Source organism: Pseudomonas sp. NPDC086278, assembly GCF_050280905.1.
Taxonomy (GTDB): Bacteria; Pseudomonadota; Gammaproteobacteria; order Pseudomonadales; family Pseudomonadaceae; genus Aquipseudomonas.
Genome location: NZ_JBNNWE010000022.1, coordinates 1 through 21,069, shown reverse-complemented (window position 1 = coordinate 21,069; position 21,069 = coordinate 1). Strand labels below are relative to the sequence as shown.

Here is a 21,069-nt window from a genome sequence, read left to right as displayed (position 1 = left end):
TGCAGTCGCGGATGCGGGTCTTTACTCCTGTGTAACCGGTATGGGCCGGTAACACAGGAGCTTTCACAATGAGCGTTCTCACAAGGACCGTCTTACCGGTTCTGCTGCTTGGCAGCTTGTTGACCGGTTGCGCAACTCACAGCGATGGCACTGCCCCCCTCAATCAAAGAACCTGGCCGATCTGCAGCGTCATTGGCGGACTGGTCGGTGGCGGTCTGGGCGCAATCGAAAGTGCCGGCTGGGCGGGCGGTGGTGCGGCGCTTGGGATCTTGACCGGCGGCTTGATCTGCTACGCGCAAGATGGCGATGAAGACGGCGATGGCGTATTCGATCGACGTGACCGTTGCCCGGATACCCCGGCCAACACCCCGGTCGATCACCGTGGCTGTCCGCTGCCGCAATATCCGGCCAGCGTCAAAGCCGAACCTGCTCCGGCGCAATCCGAAGTCGTGACCTTGAGTGATGCGGGCGACGTGTTATTCGCGTTCAACAAGTCCGACCTGACCCCCGCTGCGCGCAGTCAGCTGGATGCGCTGATGGCCAAGTTGCAAAACGCCGACGTGGTGAGCATCAAAGTGGTCGGTCACACCGACAGCGTGGGTTCGGATGCCTATAACCAGGCACTCTCGGAACGTCGCGCCAGCAGCGTGGCCGCGTATTTGTTGAGCCAGGGGCTGGCGCCGAACAAACTCACCAGCGAAGGCAAAGGTGAGAGTGAGCCGGTGGCCGATAACGAAACGGAAGAAGGACGCGCGAAAAACCGTCGCGTGGAAATACACATCAATCGCTAACCCCCGAAATAGAGCCGTCGGATACTTCTGACAGTTATCCGACGGCCATTCGGCGGCCTTCACGAAGAATTTTCCGTTGCCCTCTGGCGCATCCCTCGCGGAAGCCGTTACTGTGCGCCCAAAGAATAATTCTCAACGGGGGAGCGTATGAAGGTGTTTTGGGGCCTGGGGAAGTTGTTGACCCTGCTGTTCTGGCTGGTGGTGCTGGTCAATGTGCTGATGCCGTTCGTCAATCCGCTGCACCTGTTGGTCAATCTGGCTGGCGGTGCGTTGGCGGCGCTTCATGTTCTAGAGGCGCTGTTCTGTTTTCGCAGCCTTCGGGGGCGCGCCCACCCGTGGCGCGATCGCCTGAAGATTGTCTTCTTCGGCGTTTTCCACCTGCAAACCCTCCCGGCTCCTACCGCACCGAAGGCTTCCCATGCGTAAACTCTGCCTGCTCGCCGCACTCATCAGTCCACTGGCTTGCGCCCAGGTGGTCAGCGTCGAAACCAACTCCTTGATGCGTTTGCCCAGCACCGCCAGCACCTTGCAACTGGAACGGCTGGAAGTAGCCGACTACGGCACCTTGCTGATTCCATCGAACGTGACCGAAGTGACGGTCGGCGAATTGCATCTGGGGCGTGATGCGCGGATTGCCATTGTGCCGGGCGAGCAGGCGCTGGAGCTGAAAGTCAGCCGCGCCCAATTGTCTGAAGGCAGCCAGATCACCGCGCGCGGGGCGCCGGGGACTTATCTGAAGGCGGCTCGCTCCGGGCGTAACCTGAATTTGCACATCAAGGCGCTGAATGCGCCGCTGCTGTCGGTGGATGCTCGCGGCGGCGCGGGTGCGCCGGGCTTTGTCGGCCTCGATGGCGCCAACGGCCAGGCGCCGGGTTGCACCTGGGGCCAGGCCGGTCGCGGCGCCGATGGCAGTGACGGCAGCGACGGCCAGCCGGGCGCGCCGGGTGCGCTGATAAGGCTCGAAGTGCCGCGCGATTACCCGGCTGAACAGATCAAGGTTCAGGTGGCCGGCGGTGCCGGTGGCCTGGCAGGTCCTGGCGGCAAGCCGGGCGCCGGCGGCAAGGCCAAGGGCTGCTTCGTCTACAAGGCTGATGGCGGCAAGAGTGGCAAGCCGGGTGCTGATGGCCAGCCAGGGCCAGCCGGTGCGGCGGGTTCGGTGACAGTGCAGCGGTTGTAAGCGCAATAAAAACCCTGTGGCGAGGCGGCAAGCCCTGTGGCGAGGGGGGCAAGCCTCTGTGGCGAGGGGGCTTGTCGGAATGCCGCATCACCCCGTTGTGTCGCGAAGCGGCACCAAAACAGCCAACCTTTAAAACATCGGCCGTGCCGACGCGATCGCCACCAGCACCAATCCGACCAGCAAATTGATTCCCACCAACTTCCGAATATTTCCCAGCACCGCCGCACCCGCCGGCCAATCCTGCGCCGTCACCGCCGTGCGCAATTGTGGCAACAGCAACGCCTGAATCCGGATGAACAGCGTGGTCATCACCACGTACAAACCCATCATCACTTGCACATAACGCGGCGCGGTTTCAAAACCGGCGTATTGCAGATGAATCATGCCGACACCGCTGATCGGCAACAGCACTACCGCGACCCACACCCAGCGAAAAAAACCTTGAAACACTTCTGCCCACAACTTCAACCGGGCCGGGCCTTCCAACGCCTTCATCGCGGCGGGGCGCAGGACCATCCAGGCGAAAAACATGCCGCCGACCCAGACCAGGGCGGACAGGACATGCAGGGTATACACGAGGCTAAAAGCGGTCATTGAGGTACTCCGTTCTGCGCGGGATTAATTAGCGGGGTATGATAGCCGCCATCCGAAACCACTGAAAATTTATCCAGCGTTTTTTGCGCCCGACAATCCATGATCAGCACCGAACTCAAAACCACGATCCAGGGCGCCTACACGCGTTTTCTTGAAGCCAAGAGCCTCAAGCCGCGCTACGGCCAGCGCCTGATGATCGCCGAAATTGCCAAAGTCCTCGGTGACATCGACACCGACGACGAAGGCCGGCGCAGTGGCGACCCCGCGATTGTCGCGGTGGAAGCCGGCACCGGCACCGGTAAAACCGTGGCCTACAGCATGGCGGCGATCCCGACCGCGAAGGCTGCTGGCAAGCGGCTTGTCATCGCCACCGCCACCGTGGCCCTGCAAGAGCAGATCGTCTACAAGGATTTGCCCGACCTGATGCGCAACAGCGGGCTGAATTTTACCTTCGCCTTGGCCAAGGGCCGTGGGCGCTACATGTGTTTGTCCAAGCTCGACATGTTGCTCCAGGAAGGCCACGCGCAAACCGCCACCGCGCAGCTGTTCGAAGAAGAAGGCTTCAAGATCGAGGTGGATGAGGCCAGCCAGAAGCTGTTCACCAGCATGATCGAAAAGCTCGCCGGCAATAAATGGGACGGCGACCGCGACAGTTGGTCCACCGCCCTGGAAGACGCCGACTGGGCGCGCCTGACCACCGACCACAGCCAATGCACCAATCGTCATTGCCCGAACTTCGGCCAGTGCGCCTTCTACAAGGCCCGCGAAGGCATGGGCAAGGTCGACGTCATCGTCACCAACCACGACATGGTGCTGGCCGACCTGGCACTGGGCGGCGGCGCGGTGTTGCCGGACCCGCGCGACACCATCTACGTGTTCGACGAAGGTCATCACCTGCCAGACAAAGCCATCGGCCACTTCGCGCACTACACGCGCCTGCGCTCCACCGCCGACTGGCTGGAAACCACCGCCAAGAACCTCACCAAATTGCTCGCCCAACACCCGTTGCCAGGCGACTTGGGCAAGCTGATCGAACAGGTTCCCGAACTGGCGCGTGAGATCAAGACCCAGCAGCAATTCATGTTCACCGCGTGTGAGCAGGTTGCCGATTTCAAACCCGGTGAAGATGTCGAAGGCCGCGAGCGACCGCGCCACCGTTTCGTCGGTGGGGTGATTCCCGACCACATGCGTGAAATGGGTATCGAGCTGAAAAAGGGCTTTGCCCGCCTGACCGATGTGTTCACCCGGCTCACTGAATTGCTCAAGGAAGGCATGGACGGCGAGGTCAACATCGGCATCGCCAGCAACCAGGCCGAAGAATGGTATCCGCTGTTCGGCAGCCTGTTGTCCCGCTCTTCGGGCAACTGGGAGCTGTGGACCGCGTTCACCGTCGAAGACCCGGAAGACAACCCGCCCATGGCGCGTTGGCTGACGTTGGCTGAAAGCGGTTCGCTGTTTGATATCGAGGTCAACGCCAGCCCGATCCTCGCGGCCGAAATGCTTCGGCGCAACCTGTGGAACGTGGCCTATGGCGCGCTGGTGACTTCGGCGACGCTGACCGCACTCGGCACCTTCGACCGCTTCCGCATGCGCGCAGGCTTACCCAAAAAAGCCGTGACGGCCGTGGTCCCGAGCCCCTTCCATCACGCCGACGCCGGCGTGCTGCGGGTGCCGGACCTGAAAGCCGACCCGCGCGATGCGCCGGCCCACACCGCCGCGATCATTCGTGATTTGCCGGCGCTGGTCGAAGGCTCGCGCGGCACGCTGGTGCTGTTCTCCTCGCGCAAACAGATGCAGGACGTGTTCGACGGTCTGGACCGCGACTGGCGCAAGCAAGTGTTCATTCAGGGCAACCTGTCGAAACAGGAAACCCTGAACAAGCACAAGGCGCGGGTCGATGGTGGTGATTCCAGCGTCTTGTTCGGCCTGGCGAGTTTCGCCGAAGGCGTGGATTTGCCGGGCGCCTACTGCGAACACGTGGTGATCGCCAAGATCCCGTTCTCGGTGCCGGACGATCCGGTGGAAGCAGCGCTGGCCGAGTGGATCGAAGCCCGTGGCGGCAATCCGTTCATGGAAATCTCCGTGCCCGACGCCTCGCTGAAACTGGTCCAGGCCTGCGGTCGCCTGCTGCGCACCGAAGAAGATCGGGGCACCATCACCCTGCTGGATCGACGCCTGGTGACCCAGCGTTACGGCAAAGCCATCCTCAACGCGTTGCCACCCTTCCGTCGCGAAATTTCCTGATACAGCGGTGGGCAAATAAGCCCACCGCGTTGTCTATCTCTCTGCCATCGCTTTTCCACTGGCCATTGTTGGTCGTTAGGGAGAACTTCGTTCCTATGATTCGCCGTTCGTTACCTGCTGTTTTTGCCCTGATGTTCACGGCCCCATTGCTGGCGGCCCCTGCCAGCCAACAGACGCTGTTCAATTTTGTCCGCCCCGCCGATGTGGTCCGGGTGGCGACTCAGGATGCCAGCCTGCCGCAATCCAATGCAGAGCAAACAGCTGAAGGCGAAGTGCTGCGCCGGGTGACCTTCAACCCGGTGGCGCAACCGACGCTGCGCCTGACCCCGCAAACCGGTGCCTGGGACTGGTCGCAGTCGGGTGTCATGAGTTTGCGCGTGCAGAGCGCGATGAGCTGGGCGCTGACCCTGTACGTGAAAATCCAGAGCAATGACGGCAAGACCCTGATTAGCCGGGTCGACTTGCCCGCTGGCCCGGCGCAAACCCTGTTGGTGCCGCTGGTGGCGAGTTCGCCGTTGAGCCAGGGCATGAAAGCCGGGCCACCGATGCCAATGACGGTCGACGGCCAGCGGATTTTGCTGGCCAGCAGCGCCGGTGAACTGGATCGCAGCCAAGTGGTGTCGGTGACCTTGTCCATGGACCAGCCGAAAGTCGCGCAAAGCATTCTGCTTGAGCGCTTTGGTGTGCAGGACGGCGAGACCGTGACCAGCGCGGTTTATGGCGGCCTGGTAGACGCTTACGGCCAATCGACCCGCGCGAAATGGCCGGAGAAAGTCAGCAGTGATGAACAGCTCAAATCTTCTGCCGCCAAAGAACAGCAGCAACTGAAAACCTGGCTGGCCGAGCGCGATAAATCGTCGCTGGACCCGTACGGTGGCTGGAGCAAAGGTCCAGCGTTCAAGGCAAGTGGCTTCTTCCGCACCGAAAAGCGTGACGGTCGCTGGTATCTGGTGACGCCGCAAGGGCATCCGTTCTATTCGTTAGGGGTTAACACTGTCGCGCCGGACGTCAGCCAGACCTACGTGGCGGGCCGCGAGTCGATGTTCGAATCCTTGCCAAAACCCGACGAACCGCTGGCCAGTCACTTTGGCGACGGTGACAACCGTGGCGGCAACGGCGCCGATCAGGGGCGCGGCTACAACGCCGGTCGCTGGTACGATTTCTATGGCGCCAACTTGCAGCGCTTGTATGGCGAACCTTGTGCGCCGGGCAGCGAAACCAAGGCCGGTGTCGCCGAAGCGGCCAAGGCCGACGCGGCACAAGCGGCGGTCGAGAAGGCTACCGAGCAGCCCGTCGTTCCTGCCACCGCCGAAGCCGGGGTTGCCGAAGCCGCCAAGGCGGGCGCCGCCGAAGCCACCGTCGCCAACGCCGCCGAGCACAAGCCTGCCCAACCCTGCACAGCCGTGGTGGATGAACAACGCTGGGCCGGCCACACCCTGGATCGCCTGCAAGCCTGGGGTTTCAACACCGTCGGTAACTGGAGCGACCCGGCGCTGGGCAACGCGGGCCGCGTGCCCTATACCATGCCACTGTCGATCGTCGGCGATTACGCCAGCATCAGCACCGGCACCGACTGGTGGGGCGGCATGCCCGACCCGTTCGACCCGCGCTTCGCCATGGCCACCGAGCGTGCCGTGGCCATCGCCGCCCGCGATCACCGCGACGACCCCTGGCTGATCGGTTACTTCGCCGACAACGAACTGGCCTGGGCCGGTCCGGGTGATGACCCGAAAGCCCGCTACGCGCTGGCCTACGGCACTCTGAAAATGACCACTGACGTGCCGGCCAAGCGCGCGTTCCTCAAGCAACTGCGCGACAAATACCGCAATCAGGCAGGCCTGTCGAAAGCCTGGGGTATTGACCTGCCGGCCTGGGAATTGATGGAAGACCCGGGGTTCGTGCCGCCGCTGCCAAGCGCCGACCACCCGGAAATCGAAGCCGACTTCAAATACTTCCAGAAGGTGTTCGCCGACACCTACTTCAAAACCATCTCCGATTCGCTGAAATGGCACGCGCCGAACCAATTGCTGCTGGGCGGTCGTTTTGCCATCAGCACCCCGGAAGCGGTTGAGTCCTGTGCCCGGTATTGCGATGTGTTGAGCTTCAACCTGTACACCCTGCAACCGCAGGACGGTTACGACTTCGCCAAACTGCGCGCGCTGGACAAGCCGGTGCTGATCACCGAATTCAACTTCGGCTCGACGGATCGCGGCCCGTTCTGGGGCGGCGTGACACAACTGGCGAAGGAAGAAGACCGTGGCCCGGCTTACGCCAACTTCCTGAAGCAGGCGATCAGCGAGCCGTCGATTGTCGGTGTGCACTGGTTCCAGTACCTCGATCAACCGGTGACCGGACGTTTGCTGGATGGTGAAAACGGTCACTTTGGCCTGGTGGGGATTACCGATCTGCCGTTCCAGGGGTTTGTCGACAGCGTGCGCAAAAGCAACCTGGCGACCGTCGACCAATTGGGCAAAGAGGCCGAGAAGGCTAAAGCCGTGGCGGATAAAGCCAGCCATGACGCAGCAGAAGGTGGCCGAAAAGCTGAAGCCGGCAAAGGCCCGGGGCAGGGCACCGGCCATGCGGGTGGGCATTCGGGCAATGGCCATTAATTTCTGAGACCTGTGGTGAGGGGGCTTGCCCCCGTTGGAGTGCGAAGCGCTCCTGGCATTTCCTCGGCCACGCCACAAGCCAATGACATTAAATCCATGAGCAGCTCGACCGCCCGGCCCAACCCTGTTCCCAAAACCCTCAAGGGCTGGAACAATGCGGGCCACTTTGTAGAGCGTTTATCCAGGGAGTTGCGGGTGCAGATTCAGGGTCATTACGAGCTTAAGTTCGAAGCCGTGCGCGAAGCCTTCGCCGCACTGTTCGACGATCCCCAAGAACGTGGCGCGGCGCTGTGCATCCAGGTCGGCGGTGAGACCGTCGTCGACCTCTGGGCCGGGACCGCCGACAAGGACGGAACCGAAGCCTGGCACAGCGATACCATCGCCAACCTGTTCTCTTGCACCAAGACTTTCACCGCCGTCACCGCGCTGCAATTGGTGGCCGAAGGCAAGTTGCAACTGGACGCTCCGGTTGCCCGCTACTGGCCCGAATTTGCCGCCGCCGGTAAAGAATCCATCACCCTGCGTCAGTTGCTCTGCCACCAGGCCGGCCTGCCGGCGCTGCGTGAACTGCTGGCACCGGAAGCGCTTTACAACTGGCAAACCATGGTCGATGCCCTCGCGGCCGAAGCGCCGTGGTGGACGCCGGGTGAGGGCCACGGCTACGCGGCGATCACTTACGGCTGGCTGGTTGGCGAACTGCTGCGCCGTGCCGACGGTCGCGGGCCGGGCGAGTCCATCGTGGCGCGGATCGCCAAGCCATTGGGGCTGGACTTCCATGTGGGGCTGGCAGACGAAGAGTTCTACCGTGTGGCACATATCGCTCGCGGCAAGGGCAATGTCGGGGATGCGGCGGCTCAACGTTTGTTGCAAGTGACGATGCGCGAACCGACGGCGATGACCACGCGCGCTTTCACCAACCCGCCATCCGTCCTGACCAGCACCAACAAACCGGAATGGCGCCGTATGCAGCAACCGGCCGCCAACGGCCACGGCAATGCCCGCAGCCTCGCCGGGTTTTACGCTGGCCTGCTCGACGGCAGCCTGCTGGAAAGCGAAATGCTCGATGAGCTGACCCGCGAACACAGCCTGGGCGAAGACAAGACTTTATTGACCCGGACCCGCTTCGGCCTGGGTTGCATGCTCGATCAACCGGACGTCGCTAACGCCACTTACGGCCTCGGCCCACGTGCGTTCGGCCATCCGGGCGCTGGCGGCTCCATCGGTTTTGCTGATCCGGAACACGATGTCGCCTTCGGTTTTGTGACAAATACCCTGGGGCCGTACGTCTTGATGGATCCGCGCGCGCAAAAACTTGCGCGAGTACTGGCCACTTGTCTGTAAACCCCGCTCAAGGGGCCCGGAACCGGAACCCGACGGCCTTTTCAGTTTCAAAGTGTCTGTTTATGCGGGCCAGTGCGGTCTGATTTTTATTACTTCATTTTTGTGGATATCCAATGTCATCCAAACCAACGCTCGCTCTGGCCCTGTGCTTCGCCATTACCGGTTGTGCACAGACCCCAAAAAATGATGCCGATGGCGGCAGTTGGTGGCCGTTCGGCTCTTCCGACAAAGTGGCTGCGAAAGAACCCGCCCCGGCTCCAGCCCCAGCCCCGGCGCCGCTGAAACCTGCGGCAACTGCCCCGGTGGCCAAGGCTGAAAGCTCGAATCCGTGGTACTGGCCGTTTGGCTCTGACGAAGTGCTCGACAAAAAGCCTGAAGTAAAACCTGAAGCCAAGCCTGTCGAAGTGGCCAAGGCGGACGCCGATACCGGTGCCAAGTGGTGGTGGCCGTTCGGTGGTAAAGATCAACCGGCCGCCAAAGCCGTGCCGATGCCGGACCCGCAAGTGACCCAGGCCTGGCTCGACGATTACGAACCGCGCCTGCGCGAAGCGATCAAGGACAGCAACCTGCAACTTGAACGTCGCGAAAACGTGTTGGTGGTGATTGCGCCGGTAGAAGGCTCGTTCAACCCGGACCGTCCGGCCATGTTGCTGCCAGTCACCCTCGGCCCGTTCACGCGTGTCGCGAAAATCCTCGAAGTCGATCCGAAAACCGCAGTGCTGGTGCTCGGTCACAGTGACACCTCGGGTGTGGCACCGGCCAACGTGAAGCTGAGCCAGGAACGTGCGCAGGCCGTCGCCGCGATTTTCCGCCTCAGCGGCTTGCAACGTGATCGCCTGATGCTGCGCGGCATGGGCGGCGATGCCCCGCGTGCGGCCAACGACAGCGTTGAAGGTCGCGCACTGAACCGTCGCGTGGAGCTGCTGGTGACCCCGCAAAACACCATGGTCGCGCTGCTCAGCAAGTACAACATGCCGGCGCCGGCGCCCGTGCGGATGGTCGCGGCTCAGGACGTCAAGCCAGCGGCGGCACCTGTTGCCCCTGCGCCCGCCGCGAAAAAAGCCGCAGCGCCTGCCGCGCAAAAGGCCCCGGCGAAAAAAGCCGCTGCCAAGGCTCCAGCGAAGAAAGCCCCGGTCAAAGCGGCGACGCCGGCGAAGAAAACCGCACCCGCCAAAGCCGCTGCCGCTGACAAGAAAGTCGCCGCAGCCGATGCGGCCAAGCAGTAATTCGTTAACCAAAAGGAATGCGTCATGACCCAGGCCCTGGCTGATATGCGCCGCGACTACACCCGAGATGGCCTGACCGAGGCGCAAGCGCCGGCCGAGCCGTTCGCGCTGTTCCATCAGTGGTTCGCCGACGCGGTGAAAACCGAGCAGGCACCGGTGGAAGCGAACGCGATGACCGTGGCCACGGTCGATCAGGACGGTCGACCGCATTGCCGCATTCTGTTGCTCAAAGGCCTGGACGCGCAGGGCTTCACCTTCTTCACCAACTACGACAGTGCCAAAGGGCAGCATCTGGCGGCGAACCCGTTCGCGGCCATGAGCTTTTTCTGGCCCACCTTGGAGCGCCAGGTGCGTATCGAGGGGCGGGTGGTGAAGGTCTCGCCTGAAGAATCCGACGCTTACTTCCAGGTTCGTCCGCTGGGCAGTCGCCTGGGTGCCTGGGCCTCGCCGCAAAGCCGGGTGATCGCCGATCGCGCCGAGCTGGAAGCGTTGCTCAAAACTACCGAGCAACGTTTCAGCGATACTCAGCCGCATTGCCCGGAGCATTGGGGTGGCTACCGCTTGTTACCCGAGCGTATCGAGTTCTGGCAGGGCCGTCCGAGCCGTCTGCACGATCGCCTCAACTACCGTTTGCAGGACGCCGAGTGGATTCTTGAGCGTCTGGCACCCTAGGGCGTCTTCCGATCGGGAAAGCCTGCGGCAGCGCTTTCAAGCCATTGCGGCAGGTCCCGACGCTTGATCTTCTGCGCGTGAGCGTTCGCCAATTGCTCAAGCATGAAGGCTTTTTTCTGCTCGTTCTGGCCCGCCAGGGCCAACGCCAGATCGCGATCCATCCAGCGTTTGATCCGCACGTACAACCACCCGTGGAAGTACAAACCGGCGACGGTCGTGACGACAATGATGAAGTAATCCATGAAAATCCTTGGGTCAATGGCGCGTATTTCTGATTTTGCCGCTACTGTGTGTGAGTTCCGAGGCCCCTGTACCGGGCCTGAATGAAACCAATTTTATCCGGGCGATGCCGTGACAGGCGTCAAGCCGCGGAGTTTAATGAACACCTGTCCTTTGGAGTTGATGCTATGCGTAAGTCTGTTCTGCTGGTTGCTTCCTTTTCCACGATGGCGATGTTGCTCACTGGCTGCCAATCGAGCCTGACCGGTGACTCCTACTCCCGTGACGAAGCGCGTCGTGTGCAGACGATTCGCATGGGCACCATCGAATCCCTGCGCCCAGTGAAAATCGAAGGCACCAAGACCCCAATCGGCGGCATCGCCGGTGCAGCGGTCGGCGGTGTTGGCGGCAGCGCCATCGGCGGCGGCAAAGGCAGCATCGTTGCTGCTGTGATCGGCGCGGTCGCTGGCGGCCTGATCGGCTCGGCCACTGAAGAAGGCCTGACCCGTACACAAGGCGTGGAAATCACCGTCCGCGAAGACGACGGCAGCATGCGCGCCTATGTGCAGCAGGTTCAGGAAAACGAAGTATTCCGCGTTGGCGAGCGGGTGCGGATTTCCACTGTTGGTGGCACGAGCCGCGTTTCGCACTAAGCGGATAACCGGTAAAAGAAAACCCCGATCAGGTGACTGGTCGGGGTTTTTTGTTTTGTCGGGGTTTTTCAGGACAGAGCCCGGGGACCTATGAAGTACTCCAGGCCTTCAGGGAAGTTGGCCTTGAGTAGTTCTGAAATCTGTTTGACCTGGCTATCTGTCAGCTCAAGCTCTCCAGGCTCTATCTTTTCTAAAGATTTCGATTCTGTCAGATAGGCGAGGGCTTGGTTTAAGTCGTTGTCCTTGATCGTGAGCTCAAATTGCAATGAGTCATCTTGTTTATCGTCTGGAAGAAAACCGGTGATGGATAGGTAGCGCATATTTTCCCCTTGAGTCATCTAGGGGTCGTTCTGCATGGTTTTGCAGGTTTGGTTTGTTCGCCTGTGATGTGATTGAACTCTCCTAAGTGGTTCCCTAACTTGTCATATCGCTCATTGCGTCGTAGGCGTTTTGGCGGGCGTCGCGATCGGCCAGTTCTGTGGCCGTCATGAAGCGATGGGTGACGTGATGTCCGTCGCCGGACGGCGGGTTTTTAACCCTGGGGATATCCTTGTTGCCAGCCACTGATCTTCCTTTCGTTCGTCCGTGCACAACCCCTGAAAAGGAGCTGTGCGACGTTAACGAACGGGGTTAATCGTGGCTGTAGGACGAATCCTTGATATCGCTCAGAGGATTCGCTTTCGCTCAGGACCGCAGCGCGGTGCTGTTGCGACTGGCCGCTGCCGTGACCACATACCCGATCAATGCCGCCAATATCGAACCGGTCAAAATGCCCATCCGGTCCATCCCGGCGTATTCACTGACACCCGGCTCGAAAGCCAGCGAACCGACAAACAGGCTCATGGTGAAGCCGATTCCGCAGAGAATGGCCACCCCCAGCACCTGGCCCCAATTGGCGTTTTGCGGCAGGGCGGCGATCCCGGTCTTGACCGCGAGCCAGGTCAGGCCGAATACACCGAGGGTCTTGCCGAGCAACAGGCCGACCGCGATGCCCATCGGCACGTGGTGGGTGAAGCTTTCGGGGGTTACGCCGGTCAGGGACAAGCCGGCATTGGCGAAGGCGAACAGCGGCAGAATGCCGTAGGCCACCCACGGGTGCAGCGCATGTTCGAGGGTCAGCAGCGGCGACGGTTCGGCGTTTTTCGTGCGCAGTGGTATGCAGAACGCCAACGTGACACCGGCCAGCGTGGCGTGGACGCCGCTTTTGAGTACGCAGACCCAAAGAATCAGGCCGATGATCATGTACGGCCCGAGCTTGACCACGCCGAGCCGGTTCATCGCGATCAATGCCACGATGCACGCCGCGGCCAGTGCCAGCGAAAGGGTCGACAGGGTGCCGGAGTAGAAGATCGCAATGACGATGATGGCGCCGAGGTCGTCGATGATCGCGAGGGTCATCAGGAACAGTTTCAGCGACACCGGCACACGCTTGCCGAGCAGGGCCAGTACACCGAGGGCGAACGCGATGTCGGTGGCCATCGGAATGGCCCAGCCACCGAGGGCTGTCGGGTCTTCGCGGTTGAGAAACCAGTACACCAGCGCCGGCACCACCATGCCGCCAATGGCTGCCGCGCCGGGCAGGACGATCTGCGACGGCTTGGACAGCTGGCCGTCGAGGACTTCGCGTTTCACTTCCAGGCCGATCAACAGGAAGAACAGGGCCATCAGCCCGTCGTTGATCCACAGCAGCGCCGGTTTGGCGATTTGCAAGGCACCGACCTGGGCCACCACCGGAGTTTCCAGAAAACTGGCGTACAGCCACGACAGCGGGGAGTTGTTGATGATCAGCGCCAGAGCGGCCGCGGCGATCAACAGCAGACCGCTGGCAGCTTCCAACTGAAAGAAACGCGTGAAAGTGCTACGCAGAGGCAAGGTCGCTCTCCATCAGTAATCAAAAAGGTGGCACACCCTAACCCGTACCGTTAGTTGTTAAAACAAAAGTTATATTCTTTTTTGTTATATGCCGTTGCGACGCAGAGACCAGGCACGGTGCTGAGCCTAGCAGTTGCCGGACGTATTGGAGCTCAGCTGTATCTGTGCGTGACGCGGGTTTTTTCCTAAGCTTGCGAACTGAGCCTGGCGACCCGGCCGACTCTTGCCCGATTCAACGAGAAAACCATCATGAGCGACAACCGACAGTGGGCCCGCGAAGCCATCCGGATCATCGAAGCCGACTTCCAGCGTAGCGCCGACACCCACCTGATCCCTTTGCCGCTGCCGGGTTTTGCGGGCATCGAGTTGTATTTCAAGGATGAGTCGAGTCATCCCACCGGCAGCCTGAAACATCGACTGGCGCGCTCGCTGTTCCTTTACGCGTTGTGTAACGGCTGGCTGAAACCCGGCGCGCCGGTGATTGAAGCGTCGAGTGGTTCGACCGCCATTTCCGAGGCGTACTTCGCCCGGTTGCTGGGCTTGCCGTTTATTGCGGTGATGCCGGCGACCACCTCCAAGGAGAAGATCGCGCAGATCGCCTTTTACGGCGGCAAGAGTCATCTGGTCGACGATCCGACGCAGATCTACGCCGAATCCGAGCGTCTGGCGCGCGAGCACGACGGGCATTTCATCGACCAGTTCACCTATGCCGAGCGCGCCACTGACTGGCGGGCGAACAACAACATCGCCGAATCGATTTTCCATCAGATGCGTTTCGAGAAGCACCCGGAGCCGAGCTGGCTGATTTCCAGCCCCGGCACCGGCGGCACCACCGCCACGCTGGGTCGCTACGTGCGTTATCGCCAGCACGGCACGCGTGTCTTGTGCGCCGATGCCGAGCGTTCGGTGTTCTTCGATTTCTACAAGACGGGCGATGCCAGCCTGCGCCTGGACCACGGTTCGCGAATCGAAGGCATTGGCCGGCCTCGGGTTGAGGCGTCGTTCCTGCCCAAGGTGATTGATGCGATGGTCAAAGTGCCGGACGCACTGTCGCTGGCGGCCATGCATTACCTGGCGCAGCACCTGGGACGTCGTGTTGGCGGGTCGAGCGGGACCAACCTGATCGGTGCGTTGATGGCGGCCGGGCAGATGGCGGCGGCGGGGGAGACGGGGTCTATCGTGGCGATTCTGTGTGATGGCGGCGAGCGTTATGAAACCAGCTATTACGATCAGGACTGGCTCAAGGCCCAGGGGTATGAATTGAGTGAGTTGATGAATGCGGTGGCGGCAACCGTCGAACGCGGTGAACCGCTGCCAGCGAGCGTGCTGCGCGCCAACATCTGACGCACCCTAAACTGTGGGAGCGGGCTTGCTCGCGAATACGGTCTGACATTCAACGAAAGTGTTGACTGATCCACCGCTTTCGTCGGATCGCCGCCCGGAGCAAGCCCGCTCCCACAAGGTTCTGCTCCGGATCAGGCTTCGAGCCCCAGGATGTCTCGGGCAACCGCTTCGGCGATGCGAATCCCGTCCACGCCCGCCGACAGAATCCCGCCCGCGTAACCCGCGCCTTCGCCCGCCGGGAACAAGCCCTTCACGTTCAGGCTCTGCATCGACTCGTTCCGGGTGATTCGCAGCGGCGACGACGTGCGCGTCTCGATGCCGGTCAACACCGCGTCGTGCAGCGAGTAACCACGAATCTGTTTCTCGAACGCCGGCAAGGCTTCGCGGATGGCTTCGATGGCAAACGCCGGCAAGGCCAACGCCAGATCGCCCAAGGCAACGCCCGGTTTGTAGGACGGCTCGACACTGCCCAATGCGGTGGATGGCTTGCCCGCGATGAAATCGCCGACCAGTTGCGCCGGCGCTTCGTAGTTGCTGCCGCCCAGCACAAACGCGTGGGATTCCAGGCGTTCCTGCAACTCGATGCCCGCCAGCGGACCGCCCGGGTAATCGACTTCCGGGGTGATGCCGACGACGATGCCGGAGTTGGCGTTGCGCTCGTTACGCGAGTATTGGCTCATGCCGTTGGTGACCACGCGCCCCGGCTCGGACGTCGCCGCGACCACGGTGCCGCCCGGGCACATGCAGAAGCTGTAGACCGAACGGCCGTTCTTGGCGTGGTGCACCAGTTTGTAGTCGGCGGCGCCCAGTTTCGGGTGGCCGGCGTACTTGCCCAGGCGTGCGCGGTCGATCAGCGATTGCGGGTGTTCGATGCGGAAACCCACCGAGAACGGCTTGGCCTCCATGAACACGCCACGGCCGTGGAGCATGCGGAAGGTATCGCGGGCGCTGTGGCCGAGGGCCAGAATCACGTGTTTCGAATGAATCTGTTCGCCGCCATCGAGCTCGACGCCGACCAGTTGACCGTCCTCGATCAACACATCGGTGACGCGTTGCTGGAAGCGCACTTCACCGCCGAGCGCACGAATCTGCTCACGCATGTTTTCGACCACGCCGGTCAGGCGGAATGTACCGATGTGCGGTTTGCTGACGTAGAGGATTTCTTCCGGCGCGCCAGCCTTGACGAACTCATGCAGGACTTTGCGGCCGATGAATTTCGGGTCCTTGATCTGGCTGTAGAGCTTGCCGTCGGAGAAGGTGCCCGCGCCGCCTTCGCCAAACTGCACGTTGGACTCGGGGTTGAGCACGCTTTTGCGCCACAGGCCCCAGGTGTCCTTGGTGCGCTGACGGACTTCAGTGCCGCGCTCCAGAATGATTGGCTTGAAGCCCATTTGTGCCAGCAGCAGCCCGGCGAAAATCCCGCACGGGCCGAAACCGACGACCACCGGGCGTTGCGCGAGATCGGCCGGCGCCTGGCCGACCACTTTGTAGCTGACATCCGGCGCGACGTTGACGTTACGGTCATCGGCGAACGTGTGCAGCAACGCCGCCTCATCCTTGGCGGTGAGGTCGATGGTGTAGATGAAGCACAGTTCGGAGGATTTTTTGCGCGCATCGTAGCTGCGCTTGAACAAGGTGAAATCGAGCAGGTCATCACTGGCGATGCCCAGGCGCTGCACGATGGCAGGACGCAGGTCTTCTTCAGGATGGTCGATCGGCAGCTTGAGTTCGGTGATTCGTAACATGACAGGATCCGGTTCGCGGGGCGCACAACTGCGCCAAGGCGTTTGAAGCCCGCGATTATAAGCCTCAAAGGATGATCCCCGTGAGGCTAAAACGATCAGTCGTTACGCGAGCCGCCGAAATACCCGCAGCCGCGCTGCACCTGCCCGTCAACGCGCAGTTCAGCGCTCATGGACTCGATGGCGCCGGTGGTGCTGTCGACGCAACGTTGCGGCGCGACCCACAGTTCGATGCGCTGGTTGTTGGCTTCGGTGCTGAGATTGAAACGGCCATCGCCCAATTGTTCTTCAACATACGGCACCGCCAGCGGTGGCTGGCCCGCACGGTCGACCACCATGCCTTTGCCGCTAACCTTGACGTTCCATTCCGGCGAGTGCCCGGCAGCACGCAGGATCAGCAGTTTGAAATTGGGATCGTCGCACGCGGTGCCCGAACGTTCGATGCGGTACAGCTGCTCCAGGTCGAGGCGGCTGTCGGCGCCATTGCCGACGATGCGACCGCGCACATCGGCAAACAGTTTGGCTTGTCCATCGGCGAGGCTCGCCGCTTCCTGCAGAACGCTGGTGCCGCCGGTGTCGTTGACCACATAACTGCGCTGTTCATTGCACGGCTGAAACAACAGCTTGCCGTCCGCCGCGGTCAACTGGCCCTGCATGCGGGTCTGCCCCACGTGGGAGGCGCTTTCGCGCGGGCCATCGAGCAACTGACAGGCGGCAAACAGCGGGAGCAGGGCAACAACGACTAAGGAACGGGCGACACGCATCTTTGGTTCTCCAGACAAGTGCCGCCACGTTACTCAGGCGAGCCTGCGATCACAAGGCTTGTGTGTCAGGCATTGAGTTGCGCGGTGCGTCCCAGCATAGTGGCGACCTTGTCCAGGATCGGGCCCACTTCGGCATGCACCCACCTTCGTCGGTTTTCCCCAAACGGCTTTATGCACTGGACGCTTTGCGCGGTATCGCGGCGTTGGCGGTGGTGTTCTGGCACTGGCAGCACTTCTTCTTTCAAGGGGCACTGCCGGGGCCACTGCTCACCGAACAGCAACCGTTGTACAACGTGTTCTCATTGTTTTATCGACACGGTGGCGATGCGGTCGCGTTGTTCTTCAGCCTTTCGGGGTTCATCTTTTTCTGGCTGTTCGGGCAGGCGGTGGCGCGGCGGCAATTGACCGGGAAACAGTTTTTCATTGAGCGATTCAGCCGGATTTATCCGCTGCACCTGGCAACCTTCGCGGCCGTTGCCTTTTTGCAGATGGCCTACACACGGTATACGGGTCATGCCTTTGTCTATCCGTTCAATGACCTCTATCACGCTGCGCTAAACGTATTTCTGGCTCCGGCGTGGGGCTTCGAGCAAGGCTGGTCATTCAACGGGCCGGCCTGGTCGATCTCAATAGAAGTGCTGCTCTACGCGGCGTTTTTCCTGCTGTGGCGTTATTCGCCGTTTCCGCTATTGATCAGCATGGTGTTGATCGCCGTGGCCGCTTGCCTCTTTCCTGCGCAGTACAAACTTACCCTTGGCGTGTTCAGTTTTTTCTGTGGAGGCGTGGGTTATCTCGCGGTGACGTGGTGGCTGCAACGGGCACCCGCACGCTGGGTGGGCAGTGGCTTGACGATGTTGTGCGTGGCGGGCTGGTGGCTATTCGGCGCTGATCAGCCGTTGATCAAGTTTGCGTTGCTGTTTCCGCTGACGATCATGGCCATTGCCGCCTGTCATCAACTACTCGAACCGGTGGCCCGACGCTTGGCGTGGCTGGGCGACATCAGCTACGCCGCCTATTTGCTGCACTTTCCGCTGCAAATCATTGCGGCGCTGCTGGCTGACAAATTTTTCCAGGGGCGCGGCGTGTTTTATCAGCCGTGGACACTGCTGCTGTTCTTTGCGGTGTTGATCGGTGCCAGCCTGATCTGCCATCGCGTGTTCGAGCGGCCGATGCAACAGTGGCTGCGGCGGTTGGGGCATGAACGCCTGGCGAGCGGTGCAATCGCTCGCCAGTAACGCGCGGGTCAGCGAGGTCGTTCAGACGTGAAAGGTCTGACCTGTTTGCAGGCCTTCGACGCTTTTGGCGTAGGCCAGTGCCACATCCGCTGCGGGAACCGGCTTGTAGCCACGGAAGTATGGCGCGTAGCTGCCCATGGCTTCGAGCAGCACGGTCGGGCTGATCGAGTTCACCCGCAGGCCGCGTGGCAGTTCGATGGCGGCAGCGCGCACGAAGCTGTCAATCGCGCCGTTGACCAGTGCCGCCGAGGCACCGCTGCGAATCGGGTCGTGGCTGAGCACGCCAGTGGTGAAGGTGAACGAGGCGCCATCGTTGGCGAACTCACGGCCGATCAGCAGCAAATTGACCTGGCCCATCAGCTTGTCTTTCAGGCCCAGGGCAAAGCTGTCCGAGGTCATTTCGCCCAGCGGGGCGAAGGTCACGTTGCCGGCGGCGCAGACCAGCGCATCGAACTTGCCGGTTTGTTCAAACAGCTTGCGGATCGAGGCGCTGTCGCTGATATCCACATTGAAGTCACCGCTGTTACGGCCAATGCGGATGACCTCATGACGTTGCGACAACTCTTTGTCGACGGCCGAACCGATGGTGCCGCCTGCGCCTATCAAAAGAATTTTCATCGTGCTGTTCCTCGAAGTGGTTGAACGAGGCCTCAGTCTAGAGTGGATTTTTCGATTGATAAGCGTGCTAATAGGCAACCTTTGGTTTTCAAATGGAAACAATCCATGAGTGAGATGGACGATCTGGCGGCGTTTGCAGTGCTGATCGAGGCCGGGAGTTTTACCCTGGCCGCTCAGCAATTGGGTTGCAGCAAGGGGCAACTGTCCAAGCGCATCAGCTTGCTGGAAGCGCGGTTTTCGGTGGTGCTGCTGCAACGCACCACACGCCGTTTGAGTCTGACGGCAGCCGGCGCGGCGCTGTTGCCCCAGGCGCAGGCGCTGGTGGTCCAAGTCGAGAGGGCGCGTCAGGCATTGGCGCGCTTGAAAGACGACATGGCCGGGCCGGTGCGGATGACGGTGCCGGTGTCGCTGGGAGAAACCTTCTTTGATGGTTTGTTGTTGGAGTTTTCCAGCAAGTACCCGCAAGTGCAGATTGAGTTGGACCTCAACAACAGTTATCACGATTTATCCCGCGATGGTTTTGACCTGGCGGTGCGCTCCGAGGTAGGCAACGACGAACGCCTGGTGGCCCGACCGCTCTTGGCCTGGCACGAAATGACCTGTGCCAGCCCGGCCTATCTTGAGCAATACGGCGAACCGACGACGCCCCAGTCCCTGGCCGAACACCACTGCCTGCTCAACAGCCATTACAGCGGCCGCGAAGAATGGCTGTATCACCAGCAACACGAATTATTGCGGGTTCGTGTGTCGGGGCCGTTCGCCAGCAACCATTACAGCTTGCTGAAAAAAGCCGCACTGGCCGGCGCCGGCATTGCGCGATTGCCGTCGTACCTGCTGCAAGCGGAATTGGCTGACGGGCGATTGCGCTGGTTGCTGCGCGACTATCAGACGCGGCGCATGCCCATGTACCTGGTGCATCCGTATCAGGGCGGTTTGCCGAAACGCACGCAAGTGCTGGCGGATTATCTGATGGGCTGGTTCAAGCGCAGCGGCGAGGCGCTGGATCGACTTTGAGTCTGCACGCCGACCCTGGGAGCGGGCTTGCTCCGGGCGGCGATCCGACGAAAGCGGATTATCAGACACATCAATGCTGACTGGCCCACCGCTTTCGCGAGCAAGCCCGCTCCCACAGGGGATCTCCATTGTTTTGGGGGGTGTGGCAGGCACAAAAAAACGGCCCGAAGGCCGTTTTTTGTTTTACCGCAAAACCTCATCCACCCAGATACGCTTCGCGCACTTTCGGATCAGTCAGCAGCGCTTCGCCAGTGCCTTGCATCACCACCCGGCCGTTTTCCAGAACGTACGCACGGTCAGCGATTTTCAGCGCCTGGTTGGCGTTCTGTTCGACCAGGAACACCGTCACGCCATCCTTGCGCAGCTGTTCGATGATGTCGAAGATCTGCTGGATGATGATCGGCGCCAGGCCCAGCGACGGCTCATCGAGCAGCAGCAGTTTGGGTTTGCTCATCAGCGCACGGCCGATGGCGAGCATTTGCTGTTCGCCGCCGGACATGGTGCCGCCGCGTTGGGCAAAGCGTTCTTTCAGGCGTGGGAAAAGTCCGAGAACCTTGTCCATCTGTTCCTGATAATCGCCCTTGTCGGTGAAGAATCCGCCCATGGCGAGGTTCTCTTCCACGGTCAGGCGCGCAAACACCCGACGACCTTCCGGCACGACGGCGATGCTTTTACGCATGATCTGCGACGAGTCCTGGCCGACGAGCTCTTCACCCATGTAGCGGATGCTGCCGCTGTGGGCTTGCGGCGAACCGCAGAGGGTCATCAGCAGGGTCGACTTGCCGGCACCGTTGGCGCCGATCAGGGTCACGATCTCGCCCTGGCGGACTTCGACGTTGACGCTGTGCAGCGCCTGGATCTTGCCGTAGAAGGTGGAAACGTTTTCACCGAAGAAGTCTTGCTCGGCAGGTAACGCGAATAGTCAGCCACGTAAGGGCCGAAGGCGATCTGCCA

Annotated in this window: 20 protein-coding genes and 3 pseudogenes; 12 read left to right on the top strand and 11 right to left on the bottom strand. The window is 61.3% G+C overall.

Annotation, left to right across the window (positions count from 1 at the left end; all coding sequences use genetic code 11):
- The first annotated feature begins 68 nt into the window (after nucleotides 1–68).
- From ACQKP4_RS09385 to ACQKP4_RS09375, 3 genes are all read left to right on the top strand, one after another.
- Nucleotides 69–791: an OmpA family protein gene (locus ACQKP4_RS09385; protein WP_427632459.1), complete on the top strand. Its 723-nt coding sequence runs from the start codon at nucleotides 69–71 to the stop codon at nucleotides 789–791.
- A gap of 147 nt (nucleotides 792–938) precedes the next feature.
- Nucleotides 939–1,217 (top strand): DUF1145 domain-containing protein, encoded by a 279-nt coding sequence (locus tag ACQKP4_RS09380; RefSeq protein WP_427632457.1) that lies wholly within the window; start codon nucleotides 939–941, stop codon nucleotides 1,215–1,217.
- The gene (locus tag ACQKP4_RS09375; RefSeq protein WP_427632455.1) at nucleotides 1,210–1,968 is read left to right on the top strand and encodes a collagen-like triple helix repeat-containing protein; all 759 of its coding nucleotides are present in this window, start codon (nucleotides 1,210–1,212) and stop codon (nucleotides 1,966–1,968) included. The genes ACQKP4_RS09380 and ACQKP4_RS09375 overlap by 8 nt, the downstream gene beginning before the upstream one ends.
- A gap of 129 nt (nucleotides 1,969–2,097) precedes the next feature.
- On the opposite strand, the gene ACQKP4_RS09370 is transcribed toward ACQKP4_RS09375, so the two are convergent.
- Entirely contained in the window at nucleotides 2,098–2,562 is a 465-nt protein-coding gene (locus ACQKP4_RS09370; RefSeq protein WP_427632453.1) for a CopD family protein, read from the bottom strand.
- 99 nt (nucleotides 2,563–2,661) lie between these two features.
- Between ACQKP4_RS09370 and dinG the strand changes: the two genes are divergently transcribed.
- The 5 genes from dinG to pdxH all read left to right on the top strand — a co-directional run bounded on the left by dinG (nucleotide 2,662) and on the right by pdxH (nucleotide 10,654).
- A complete protein-coding gene (gene dinG / locus ACQKP4_RS09365; RefSeq protein WP_427632451.1) occupies nucleotides 2,662–4,806 on the top strand; it encodes an ATP-dependent DNA helicase DinG in 2,145 nt (714 codons plus the stop codon).
- A gap of 95 nt (nucleotides 4,807–4,901) precedes the next feature.
- Nucleotides 4,902–7,415, top strand: a complete 2,514-nt coding sequence (locus ACQKP4_RS09360; protein WP_427632449.1) for a beta-agarase — start codon at nucleotides 4,902–4,904, stop codon at nucleotides 7,413–7,415.
- Between the two features lie 195 nt (nucleotides 7,416–7,610).
- Nucleotides 7,611–8,756, top strand: a complete 1,146-nt coding sequence (locus ACQKP4_RS09355) for a serine hydrolase domain-containing protein (protein ID WP_427632545.1) — start codon at nucleotides 7,611–7,613, stop codon at nucleotides 8,754–8,756.
- A 113-nt stretch (nucleotides 8,757–8,869) separates the two neighbouring features.
- On the top strand, nucleotides 8,870–9,982 hold the full coding sequence (locus ACQKP4_RS09350; protein WP_427632447.1) for an OmpA family protein: 1,113 nt from the start codon (nucleotides 8,870–8,872) through the stop codon (nucleotides 9,980–9,982).
- Between the two features lie 24 nt (nucleotides 9,983–10,006).
- Nucleotides 10,007–10,654, top strand: a complete 648-nt coding sequence (gene pdxH, locus ACQKP4_RS09345; RefSeq protein ID WP_427632445.1) for a pyridoxamine 5'-phosphate oxidase — start codon at nucleotides 10,007–10,009, stop codon at nucleotides 10,652–10,654.
- On the opposite strand, the gene ACQKP4_RS09340 is transcribed toward pdxH, so the two are convergent.
- The gene (locus ACQKP4_RS09340; protein WP_427632444.1) at nucleotides 10,651–10,896 is read right to left on the bottom strand and encodes a hypothetical protein; all 246 of its coding nucleotides are present in this window, start codon (nucleotides 10,894–10,896) and stop codon (nucleotides 10,651–10,653) included. The genes pdxH and ACQKP4_RS09340 overlap by 4 nt on opposite strands.
- A 165-nt stretch (nucleotides 10,897–11,061) precedes the next feature.
- Here ACQKP4_RS09340 and ACQKP4_RS09335 point away from each other — a divergent pair, with 165 nt between their 5' ends.
- A complete protein-coding gene (locus ACQKP4_RS09335; RefSeq protein ID WP_008086349.1) occupies nucleotides 11,062–11,526 on the top strand; it encodes a glycine zipper 2TM domain-containing protein in 465 nt (154 codons plus the stop codon).
- Between the two features lie 68 nt (nucleotides 11,527–11,594).
- On the opposite strand, the gene ACQKP4_RS09330 is transcribed toward ACQKP4_RS09335, so the two are convergent.
- The 4 genes and pseudogenes from ACQKP4_RS09330 to nhaA form a co-directional block, all read right to left on the bottom strand.
- Nucleotides 11,595–11,864 carry a pyocin S6 family toxin immunity protein gene (locus ACQKP4_RS09330; protein ID WP_427632441.1) on the bottom strand — a complete coding sequence of 90 codons (270 nt, stop codon included), beginning with the start codon at nucleotides 11,862–11,864 and terminating at the stop codon, nucleotides 11,595–11,597.
- Nucleotides 11,861–11,920: pseudogene (locus ACQKP4_RS09325) on the bottom strand (hypothetical protein); the annotation flags it as partial. The pseudogene ACQKP4_RS09325 and the gene ACQKP4_RS09330, both read right to left, overlap by 4 nt.
- 38 nt (nucleotides 11,921–11,958) lie before the next feature.
- A pseudogene (locus ACQKP4_RS09320) lies at nucleotides 11,959–12,090 on the bottom strand (toxin); the annotation flags it as partial.
- A gap of 120 nt (nucleotides 12,091–12,210) precedes the next feature.
- Entirely contained in the window at nucleotides 12,211–13,398 is a 1,188-nt protein-coding gene (gene nhaA, locus ACQKP4_RS09315) for a Na+/H+ antiporter NhaA (RefSeq protein ID WP_427632439.1), read from the bottom strand.
- 246 nt (nucleotides 13,399–13,644) lie between these two features.
- Between nhaA and ACQKP4_RS09310 the strand changes: the two genes are divergently transcribed.
- A complete protein-coding gene (locus tag ACQKP4_RS09310) occupies nucleotides 13,645–14,742 on the top strand; it encodes a PLP-dependent cysteine synthase family protein (RefSeq protein ID WP_427632543.1) in 1,098 nt (365 codons plus the stop codon).
- A gap of 131 nt (nucleotides 14,743–14,873) precedes the next feature.
- Here ACQKP4_RS09310 and ACQKP4_RS09305 read toward each other — a convergent pair whose 3' ends face one another.
- On the bottom strand, nucleotides 14,874–16,487 hold the full coding sequence (locus tag ACQKP4_RS09305) for an NAD(P)/FAD-dependent oxidoreductase (RefSeq protein WP_427632437.1): 1,614 nt from the start codon (nucleotides 16,485–16,487) through the stop codon (nucleotides 14,874–14,876).
- A gap of 95 nt (nucleotides 16,488–16,582) precedes the next feature.
- On the bottom strand, nucleotides 16,583–17,248 hold the full coding sequence (locus ACQKP4_RS09300; RefSeq protein WP_427632435.1) for a COG3650 family protein: 666 nt from the start codon (nucleotides 17,246–17,248) through the stop codon (nucleotides 16,583–16,585).
- 134 nt (nucleotides 17,249–17,382) lie between these two features.
- Between ACQKP4_RS09300 and ACQKP4_RS09295 the strand changes: the two genes are divergently transcribed.
- Nucleotides 17,383–18,483, top strand: a complete 1,101-nt coding sequence (locus ACQKP4_RS09295) for an acyltransferase family protein (RefSeq protein WP_427632433.1) — start codon at nucleotides 17,383–17,385, stop codon at nucleotides 18,481–18,483.
- Between the two features lie 21 nt (nucleotides 18,484–18,504).
- On the opposite strand, the gene ACQKP4_RS09290 is transcribed toward ACQKP4_RS09295, so the two are convergent.
- On the bottom strand, nucleotides 18,505–19,101 hold the full coding sequence (locus ACQKP4_RS09290; RefSeq protein WP_427632431.1) for a short chain dehydrogenase: 597 nt from the start codon (nucleotides 19,099–19,101) through the stop codon (nucleotides 18,505–18,507).
- A gap of 105 nt (nucleotides 19,102–19,206) precedes the next feature.
- On the opposite strand from ACQKP4_RS09290, the gene ACQKP4_RS09285 reads away from it, so the two are divergent.
- Entirely contained in the window at nucleotides 19,207–20,115 is a 909-nt protein-coding gene (locus ACQKP4_RS09285; protein WP_427632429.1) for a LysR family transcriptional regulator, read from the top strand.
- 196 nt (nucleotides 20,116–20,311) lie between these two features.
- On the opposite strand, the gene ACQKP4_RS09280 is transcribed toward ACQKP4_RS09285, so the two are convergent.
- Nucleotides 20,312–20,974 (bottom strand): ABC transporter ATP-binding protein, encoded by a 663-nt coding sequence (locus ACQKP4_RS09280; protein ID WP_427632541.1) that lies wholly within the window; start codon nucleotides 20,972–20,974, stop codon nucleotides 20,312–20,314.
- A gap of 17 nt (nucleotides 20,975–20,991) precedes the next feature.
- A pseudogene (locus ACQKP4_RS09275) lies at nucleotides 20,992–21,069 on the bottom strand (hypothetical protein); the annotation flags it as partial.

What these genes read in the sequence shown, in the direction of transcription:
- ACQKP4_RS09385 (WP_427632459.1), top strand. Translation starts at nt 69, where the DNA reads ATGAGCGTTCTCACAAGGACCGTCTTACCGGTTCTGCTGCTTGGCAGC.
- dinG (WP_427632451.1), top strand. Translation starts at nt 2,662, where the DNA reads ATGATCAGCACCGAACTCAAAACCACGATCCAGGGCGCCTACACGCGT.
- ACQKP4_RS09300 (WP_427632435.1), bottom strand. Translation starts at nt 17,248, where the DNA reads ATGCGTGTCGCCCGTTCCTTAGTCGTTGTTGCCCTGCTCCCGCTGTTT.
- ACQKP4_RS09380 (WP_427632457.1), top strand. Translation starts at nt 939, where the DNA reads ATGAAGGTGTTTTGGGGCCTGGGGAAGTTGTTGACCCTGCTGTTCTGG.
- ACQKP4_RS09335 (WP_008086349.1), top strand. Translation starts at nt 11,062, where the DNA reads ATGCGTAAGTCTGTTCTGCTGGTTGCTTCCTTTTCCACGATGGCGATG.
- ACQKP4_RS09305 (WP_427632437.1), bottom strand. Translation starts at nt 16,487, where the DNA reads ATGTTACGAATCACCGAACTCAAGCTGCCGATCGACCATCCTGAAGAA.
- ACQKP4_RS09290 (WP_427632431.1), bottom strand. Translation starts at nt 19,101, where the DNA reads ATGAAAATTCTTTTGATAGGCGCAGGCGGCACCATCGGTTCGGCCGTC.
- pdxH (WP_427632445.1), top strand. Translation starts at nt 10,007, where the DNA reads ATGACCCAGGCCCTGGCTGATATGCGCCGCGACTACACCCGAGATGGC.
- ACQKP4_RS09370 (WP_427632453.1), bottom strand. Translation starts at nt 2,562, where the DNA reads ATGACCGCTTTTAGCCTCGTGTATACCCTGCATGTCCTGTCCGCCCTG.
- ACQKP4_RS09375 (WP_427632455.1), top strand. Translation starts at nt 1,210, where the DNA reads ATGCGTAAACTCTGCCTGCTCGCCGCACTCATCAGTCCACTGGCTTGC.
- ACQKP4_RS09285 (WP_427632429.1), top strand. Translation starts at nt 19,207, where the DNA reads ATGAGTGAGATGGACGATCTGGCGGCGTTTGCAGTGCTGATCGAGGCC.
- ACQKP4_RS09340 (WP_427632444.1), bottom strand. Translation starts at nt 10,896, where the DNA reads ATGGATTACTTCATCATTGTCGTCACGACCGTCGCCGGTTTGTACTTC.
- ACQKP4_RS09330 (WP_427632441.1), bottom strand. Translation starts at nt 11,864, where the DNA reads ATGACTCAAGGGGAAAATATGCGCTACCTATCCATCACCGGTTTTCTT.
- ACQKP4_RS09350 (WP_427632447.1), top strand. Translation starts at nt 8,870, where the DNA reads ATGTCATCCAAACCAACGCTCGCTCTGGCCCTGTGCTTCGCCATTACC.
- ACQKP4_RS09360 (WP_427632449.1), top strand. Translation starts at nt 4,902, where the DNA reads ATGATTCGCCGTTCGTTACCTGCTGTTTTTGCCCTGATGTTCACGGCC.
- ACQKP4_RS09295 (WP_427632433.1), top strand. Translation starts at nt 17,383, where the DNA reads ATGCACCCACCTTCGTCGGTTTTCCCCAAACGGCTTTATGCACTGGAC.